The organism is uncultured Veillonella sp. (assembly GCF_963534045.1).
Classification (GTDB): domain Bacteria; phylum Bacillota; class Negativicutes; order Veillonellales; family Veillonellaceae; genus Veillonella.
In genome coordinates this window covers 1-7,908 of sequence record NZ_CAUSQT010000053.1, presented here as the reverse complement: position 1 = coordinate 7,908, position 7,908 = coordinate 1, and the positions used below count along the sequence as shown (strand labels likewise).

Below are 7,908 nucleotides of genomic sequence, written 5' to 3'. Positions count from 1 at the left end.
CTCTTCAATAGCTATCTATCTTGGATAGTTTTATTGATGGCCGTATTAGCTTATATGCTACCGACATTTTTTGCATGGATGACGCCATATGTGGCATATATGTTACAATTTGTTATGTTTGCCATGGGTTTAACGTTAACAGCACAAGTATTCCTTGATGTATTCAAACAACCAATGAAGGTTATCCTCGTATCTGTCATTCAATTTTTATGGATGCCTTTAGCAGGCTTTTTAGTAGCTCTTATTTTTAACTTTCCGCCAGAAATCGGTATTGGTTTCATCTTGTTAGGTGCATGTCCAGGTGGTACGGCTTCTAATGTCATGACATTCCTTGCTAATGGCAATGTGCCATTGTCCGTATCTGCTACAACTGTATCTACCTTGTTGGCTCCAATTTTAACACCATTATTCGTAGTATTGTACGCAGGTGCTACATCATCCATTGAAATTCAATTTATGCCAATGTTTATATCCATCGTTAAAATCGTATTGGTTCCAATCATTTTAGGTATTGTATTGAATTACTTTATTGGATCTAAAATTGAACCTGTTAAATCTGTATGTCCTACTATAGCAGCTATTGCAGTACTACTTATTTTGGCAGCCGTAACAGCGGTTAACCAAAAACAAATTGCTGAAACAGGTCTCATTATCTTTGTAGCTTGTTTAGTACAAAACTTGAGTGGCTACGTTGTTACATTCTTTATTTGTAAAATTCTTAACATCGATGTATCATCTCGCCGTGCTATGCAAATTGAAGTGGCTATGCAAAACTCTGCATTATCCGTTTCACTAGCGATGAAACATTTCACACCTCAAGCAGCGGTAGCTGGTGCTGTTTTCTCGATTATCCATAATTTTACAGGCTCTATTTTTGCTGGTATTTGCCGCAAACATGATGATAAAGAGAAGTTAGAACAAGCTTAGTCATTAACTTATTAAGTGAATCGTTCTAATAACTTATAATTGATAATATATTTCAATAAAACATACAGTTAAACCTCCATTTTCATAATCCTTAATATGTTTAATTCCCTTGATAAAGGGACATATTCAATGGTTTTGAAGATGGAGGTTTTTCTTGTAATTATTGACATTATATAGCATTATTGGTAAAATTATTTTATATCTTAATATAGGTATACATTAAAAGCTAAGATTGAAAGAAGTACTCTACAACTAACTTTTTAGCGAGAACCGATGGTGGGAGGGTTTAAGGATAGGTAGACGAAATGCATTCATGAGCTGACATTCCGATTATAGGTAGGTTTGTCCGGTGACGCGCCGTTATGCGATGAGTGGGTACCACATTGGTGCCTAACAGAGTGGAACCGCGGACCATCGTCTCTGTATGAGATGAGGGTTCTTTTTTATTTTTCGAATATGGAGGCATCAGTATCGATGAGAGAAATTACAGTTTATAATACAATGACGCGCCAAAAAGAGGTATTTACTCCTGTAACACCAGGTGAAGCAAAAATGTATGTTTGTGGTGTAACACCATATAATCATCCTCATATTGGTAATGCTCGTCCTTTTGTAACGTGGGATGTAATTCGTCGCTACATGAAACATGTAGGATATAAAGTAACGTATGTACAAAACTTCACTGATGTAGACGACAAGATTATTAATACATCTAATGGTGAAGGCGTGGCATGGGACGTAATTGCTAATCGTTATATCGATAGCTATTTTGAAGTAATGGATGCACTCGGCGTAGAACGTGCCGATGTATACCCACGCGTATCTACTCATATCCCTGATATCCTTAAGATGATTGAGACTCTTATCGATAAGGGTTATGCTTATGAGCTAGATGGCGATGTGTATTTTAGCGTAGAGAAATTTGATCATTATGGTGAATTGTCTGGTCGTACATTAGATGATATGGAAGCTGGCGCTCGTATCGAAGTAGATGGTCGTAAAAAGAACCCTATGGACTTTGCACTATGGAAAGCTGCAAAACCAGGCGAACCATTCTGGGAAAGTCCTTGGGGCAACGGTCGTCCAGGTTGGCATATTGAATGTTCCGCTATGAGCCAAAAATATTTAGGCGAAGAATTCGATTTCCATGGTGGTGGTAGTGATTTGATTTTCCCTCATCATGAGAATGAAATTGCTCAATCTGAAGGCTGTTCTGGGCATCATCCTTCTGTAAAATACTGGTTGCATAATGGATTCATTACGATTAATTCCGAAAAAATGTCCAAATCCTTGAACAATTTCTTCTTGGTGAAAGATATTTTGGAACAATATAGTCCAGATGCTTTGCGTTACTTCTTACTTAGCACACATTATCGTAGCCCATTGGATTTCTCCGATGAACGCTTAGAAGAAGCAAATAAATCTTTGGAACGATTAGGGACTGCTATCGAAAATCTTTTATATCTTGAAAAATGTGAAGCTGGCCCTTGTGACGATGCTCAACGTTTATTAGAAAAAGCTAAAGAATATGAAGAAGAATTCGAAGCCGCTATGAGCGATGATTTCAATACTGCTTTAGCTACATCTAGCATGTTTGGTCTTGCTAAAGAAATCAACATTTATTACCAAGCTGTAACAGGTAGAGAAGGCGTTGTTTGCCAAGATGCTATCGCAGAGGTAAAACGTATCTTCAAATTTATGACAGAGGTCATTGGCGTATTAGAAAAAGCTTGGGAAGGTAATACTGGTGCTGACGCAGCAGAATATGAACAATTGATGGATGTTATTCTCTCTGTTCGTCAAGCATGCCGTGAGCAAAAACAATGGGCTCTTGCGGATTGTATTCGCGATCGATTAGCTGAAATTGGTATCACTATTGAAGATTCTCCTACAGGAGCACGGTGGAAAAAGCGTGAAATTTAAGCAATTTCAATTTCTGAAACAAGAAGCTATAAAAAAATTAATACTCTTAGATACGGAGAACCATTCTTTTGTATCTAAACCAGCATCTGAAGTATTAGCTTCAGATGCTGTTATGTTGGCCTATATTGGTGATGCTGCATATTCTATGTACATTAGACAACGCGTTGTAGAAATGAGTATTTCAAAGGTTCAGATTCTACATACATTGGTAACTGAATTTATTTGTGCAAAATCTCAGTCAAAAGTATTGGAACAATTAGAATCAATGTTTACAGAGGATGAACAAACAATTGCTAGACGAGCTCGAAATAGTAATGTCAATGTACCTAAGAGTAGTTCTGTACGGGAATATCGAAATAGTACCGCCTTTGAAGCAGTCCTTGGTTTCTTATATGAAACAGGTCAGCAAGATCGACTTAATGAATTGATGAAAGAGGCCTATTCTATTACATTAAGAGGACTTTCACATGGATAATTATATTGTAGGCAGAAATGCCGTAAAGGAAGCATTAAAAGCAGGCCGTTCTATACAACGCATTTTAGTGAGTGACGATAAAATTAAAACGGGTTTATCTGACATCGTGGGTCTAGCGAAATCCAAGGGAGTAGAGGTTCGTCCCACACCTGTTAAACAGATGAATCGATATGAAACGGATGTACCTCATCAAGGTGTTATTGCATTTGTTAATGCTGTAGAATTCAAAGACCTTGGAGAAGTACTGCAAGAGTCGAATCATGAGAATCCATTGCTTATCTTAACGGATGGTGTAGAGGATCCTCATAATATGGGGGCTATTATCCGGACCGCTGAATGTGTGGGAGCTACTGCGGTTTTAATTCCCAAACGTCATAATGCACCAATTAACGCAACGGTTGCCAAAACATCTGCTGGGGCAGTGGAACAAATTCCCCTTGTTCAAGTTGGCAATGTTACACAAACGATTAAACAGCTTCAAAAGCAAGGATTTTGGGTTCTTGGTGCTCATATGGAAGGTGACCGTACCTTGTATGAAACCGATTTAACTATACCTACCGTCCTTGTTATTGGAAATGAAGGTAAGGGGATTAGTCGTGTCGTAAAAGAAGCTTGTGATTTCCTAGTTACCATTCCTATGTATGGTAATTTAAATTCTTTAAATGCATCTGTAGCAGCTGCTATTCTCATGTATGAAGCAGTTCGACAACGGACTATGAAGGTAAAATAGAGGTGCTACATGCTAAAGGATATTTTAATCGTTGATGGGTATAATGTCATCTTCGCATGGCAAAGTTTAAAAAAACTGGCTAATGAATCCTTGGAACACGCTCGAATGGAATTGCGTAATCAGCTTTTAAACTATGGTAAATTTAAAGGCTATGAGGTTATACTCGTGTTTGATGGTAAATATACTAAGTCGATAGCGAGTATCGAAGAAATCACTAAAGGGTTTATAGAAGTATATACCGATGATGGTGAAACGGCAGATTCTTTTATAGAACGAGAAGTATTCTTGCGTCAAGGTAAGTATACTAATGTATACGTCGTTACTTCTGACGGGGCTGAACAAAATCAAATATTAGGCTCTGGTGGACTTCGGATTCCAGCAAGAGAATTGCAAAATGATATGCGTCTTGCCAAGCAAGAGGAACGCTTGCAATATACACATAAACATCATCGTGACCAAATGGTACTCAGAAGAAATGAGGTATATGACCACTTAGATCCCGATGTGGCTAAAAAATTAGAAGCTATACGGAGAGGTACAAAGTAAGCACAACAGATAGACCTGCTGTAGTATGAAGTACATTCTATTTCATAAATATTGCAGAACATATATAATTCAAGTATAATAACATATATTGGTATTTCTACAATATGTGATTGTATGGAGGACCTATGAACAATTTTCATATGCAACAGTCCGATTACAATTTCAAAGAAATGACTGATGAGCAAGTTGTGGTCATAGCTCAACAAGAGCAAAATGAGTTTGCAATCGACTATATAGTCAATAAATATAAAAATTTTGTGCGCGCTAAGGCGCGTACCTATTTTCTTGTAGGTGCCGATCGAGATGATATCATTCAAGAAGGCATGATTGGCTTGTATAAGGCTACTCGTGATTTTAGATATGATAAATTAGCCTCTTTTCGGGCCTTTGCAGAACTATGTATTACACGGCAAATTATTACGGCCATAAAATCTGCGACGCGTCAAAAGCACGCACCACTCAATTCTTATATTTCTTTAAATAAACCTGTGTATACAGAAGAGTCTGAACGGACCTTGTTAGAAATGCTTTCATCAGCACGAAGTACAAATCCAGAGGACCTCATTATTAGCCAAGAAGAGCTAGATGATATAGAAAAAAACATAGGACATATTTTAAGTGATTTAGAGTGGCAAGTGTTAGAAGGCTATTTAGATGGTAAATCATATCAAGAGATGGCAAAAGGTACTGATCGTAGCATCAAGTCGATTGATAATGCTTTACAAAGGGTTAAACGTAAATTAGAGAAGTTTTTGGAACATCGTGTATTAGATGCTCCTACACAGGAAGGATGACTATTGTGACAAATTTTTTGATGGTTTTAGAAATCATTGTGTCCATTTTATTGATTGTTGTTGTAATTGCTCAAACTAGTAAGAGTTCTGGTATGGGCGGCGCCGTTTCTGGTGCGGCAGATTCTACATTCGGCGGTAAAGAACGCGGCTTAGATGGGTTCTTATCTCGCTGTACAATCATTTTAGGTATTATCTTTGCTGTGTTGAGCTTAGTTCTAGGGGCAATGATTAACCAATTCTAATTTGAAAGCCTGCCTAGCAGGCTTTTCTTTTTTTCAGCATATATGAATACTATGCAAAGGAGGTGTTTATATGAAAGAAAAAGTATTAGCGTTTTATAAATCTATTTATCCCCATACGTATCATATCGATGATGCTGCTATGGATTGTCATATTAAGGGTGGCCGTGAATTGGATGCCTTTATGGATGCTGCTAGAGAACTATTAAAAGAGGGGCGCTTAAGCTTTATACGAAAAGATGTATATGCCTATAATAATGATACAGAATTTATTGAAGGGATTTACAAGGGATATAGAAAATCCTTTGGATTCGTTATCACTGCTCCTGATGAAGAAGATGTGTATATAGCAGAACAAAATAAGGGTACTGCTATGCATAATGATAAGGTTCGTGTACGTATTATCACATCCAGAGATTCACGCCATAAACGAGAAGGCGTTATAACTGAAGTCATAGAACGAGCTAATGAAACTGTTGTAGGTACCTATGACAGACAGCATTCCTTTGGATTTGTCATCCCTGATGATGAACGATTGGGAACAGATATTTACGTTGACTTACATAATACCTTAGATGCTCGTAGTGGTGCTAAGGTGCTTGTAAAAATTATCAAATGGCCAGAAGGCGATAAGAAACCAGAAGGTATTATTACAGAAGTATTGGGCTATAAAGGTGACGTAGGTCTTGATATTAACTGTATTATGGCTAATTATGACTTGCCGTTTTCCTTCCCTGAGGATGTTGTGAAAGCAAGCCAACATATCAACACGACCATTACAGATGATCCTAAACGTTGGGACTTACGCGACGTGCCAATGGTTACCATCGATGGTGAAGATGCAAAGGACCTTGATGATGCAGTCAGTGGTCGTAAACTCGATAATGGTAACTATGAACTAGGTGTACATATTGCCGATGTAAGCCATTATGTAGTGTCACAAAAGGCTATCGATAGAGAGGCCTATAAACGCGGTACATCTGTCTATTTAGTAGACAGAGTTATCCCCATGTTACCAGAGGTACTATCCAACGGTATCTGTAGCTTAAACGCTGGCGAAGATCGGTATGCCATGACCTGTATGATGGAAATTGATACACAAGGCAAGGTTGTTAATTATCGGATTCAACCATCTATCATCCATGTGAATCGCCGTTGCAGTTATAAAGAGATTTATAAAGCATTAACCGAAGATATTATTCCTGATGACTTGGCACCTCTTATGCCCATGATTCACAATTTATCCGATATCGCAAAAACTTTAAATGATATGCGCCGTCGTCGTGGTGCATTGGATTTTGATTTCCCTGAATATAAGGTGCTTTTAGATACAGAAGGCACACCATTGCGCATTGTACGTCGCGACCGGACATTAGCAGAACGACTTATTGAAGAATGTATGCTTATAGCTAATGAAACGGTAGCCACTCATCTCAAGAATACAAACCGTACGAGTGTATATCGTATCCATGAAACACCGAGCGAAGAAAAGATGAGTATGTATCAAAAGGTACTCAATTATTTAGGTCAAGATATTCGATTACATCTTGATGAATTAGAACCACGCGTGTTCCAGCATATTTTAGATGCTGTTAAGGGCACGGATATTGAACAAGTGGCTCAAATCATGACATTGCGTTCCATGCAACAAGCTAAATATAGCATCGATAATGCAGGTCATTTTGGGTTGGCGTCGAAATGCTACACACACTTTACATCGCCTATTAGACGATATCCAGATCTCATGGTACATCGCTTATTAAAAGCTGATATGGGATGGCCTGATGGATATGCAAACCGCGATACTAAAACAGAATTTTTAGAACGTGCTGCTGTGCATTCTTCAGAACGTGAACAAGTGGCTGTAGCTGCTGAGCGTGACACAGTCGATTTAAAGAAAACCCAATATATGGTTCCATTTATTGGCGAAGTCTTTGAGGGTAAAATATCTAGCATTACATCCTTTGGTATGTTTGTAGAGTTAGATAATGGTATCGATGGCCTTGTTCATATGAATATGATGACTGATGATTACTATTTTTACGATGAAGAACATTTCCTATTAGTTGGCAAGCGCACGGGTCAAATCTATCATTTAGGTGATACGGTAACGGTGACATTGGTGAAAGCTGATGTAGAAAAACGTCAAATCGATTTCGTACTCGGCGAAGTGGATAATCTTATGAGAATTCAAGAAATGATGAAGAATTCCGAAGGTTATGTAGGGGTAAGAGAAAAGAAACCGTTTGGGCGTTCTGGTATCTCTAAACAATC

At 38.1% G+C, this 7,908-nt stretch carries 8 protein-coding genes and 1 other annotated feature; all 8 genes read left to right on the top strand.

Annotated features, from left to right (window positions below; translation table 11 throughout):
* The coding region (locus tag RYP29_RS07635) for a bile acid:sodium symporter family protein (RefSeq protein WP_311532917.1) at positions 1-927 on the top strand (927 nt) is incomplete at its 5' end.
* A gap of 219 nt (positions 928-1,146) precedes the next feature.
* Positions 1,147-1,352: a binding site (T-box leader), on the top strand.
* Positions 1,353-1,401: 49 nt separating this feature from the next.
* A complete protein-coding gene (gene cysS, locus RYP29_RS07630) occupies positions 1,402-2,850 on the top strand; it encodes a cysteine--tRNA ligase (RefSeq protein ID WP_311532915.1) in 1,449 nt (482 codons plus the stop codon).
* On the top strand, positions 2,840-3,325 hold the full coding sequence (locus RYP29_RS07625; RefSeq protein WP_311532913.1) for a ribonuclease III domain-containing protein: 486 nt from the start codon (positions 2,840-2,842) through the stop codon (positions 3,323-3,325). Before cysS ends, RYP29_RS07625 begins: the two co-directional genes overlap by 11 nt.
* Positions 3,318-4,055, top strand: coding sequence for a 23S rRNA (guanosine(2251)-2'-O)-methyltransferase RlmB (gene rlmB / locus RYP29_RS07620; RefSeq protein ID WP_005383453.1), 738 nt, complete (start codon positions 3,318-3,320; stop codon positions 4,053-4,055). The genes RYP29_RS07625 and rlmB overlap by 8 nt, the downstream gene beginning before the upstream one ends.
* 9 nt (positions 4,056-4,064) lie before the next feature.
* Positions 4,065-4,601 (top strand): NYN domain-containing protein, encoded by a 537-nt coding sequence (locus RYP29_RS07615; RefSeq protein ID WP_005379915.1) that lies wholly within the window; start codon positions 4,065-4,067, stop codon positions 4,599-4,601.
* Between the two features lie 125 nt (positions 4,602-4,726).
* Positions 4,727-5,395, top strand: coding sequence for an RNA polymerase sporulation sigma factor SigH (gene sigH / locus RYP29_RS07610; protein ID WP_311532910.1), 669 nt, complete (start codon positions 4,727-4,729; stop codon positions 5,393-5,395).
* Positions 5,396-5,400: 5 nt separating this feature from the next.
* Positions 5,401-5,637: a preprotein translocase subunit SecG gene (secG, locus tag RYP29_RS07605; protein WP_005377589.1), complete on the top strand. Its 237-nt coding sequence runs from the start codon at positions 5,401-5,403 to the stop codon at positions 5,635-5,637.
* Between the two features lie 70 nt (positions 5,638-5,707).
* The coding region (rnr, locus tag RYP29_RS07600; protein ID WP_311532908.1) for a ribonuclease R at positions 5,708-7,908 on the top strand (2,201 nt) is incomplete at its 3' end.

Bases quoted from the DNA above. Each gene is read 5' to 3' on its own strand.
- cysS (WP_311532915.1), top strand. From the start codon at position 1,402: ATGAGAGAAATTACAGTTTATAATACAATGACGCGCCAAAAAGAGGTA.
- rlmB (WP_005383453.1), top strand. From the start codon at position 3,318: ATGGATAATTATATTGTAGGCAGAAATGCCGTAAAGGAAGCATTAAAA.
- RYP29_RS07615 (WP_005379915.1), top strand. From the start codon at position 4,065: ATGCTAAAGGATATTTTAATCGTTGATGGGTATAATGTCATCTTCGCA.
- sigH (WP_311532910.1), top strand. From the start codon at position 4,727: ATGAACAATTTTCATATGCAACAGTCCGATTACAATTTCAAAGAAATG.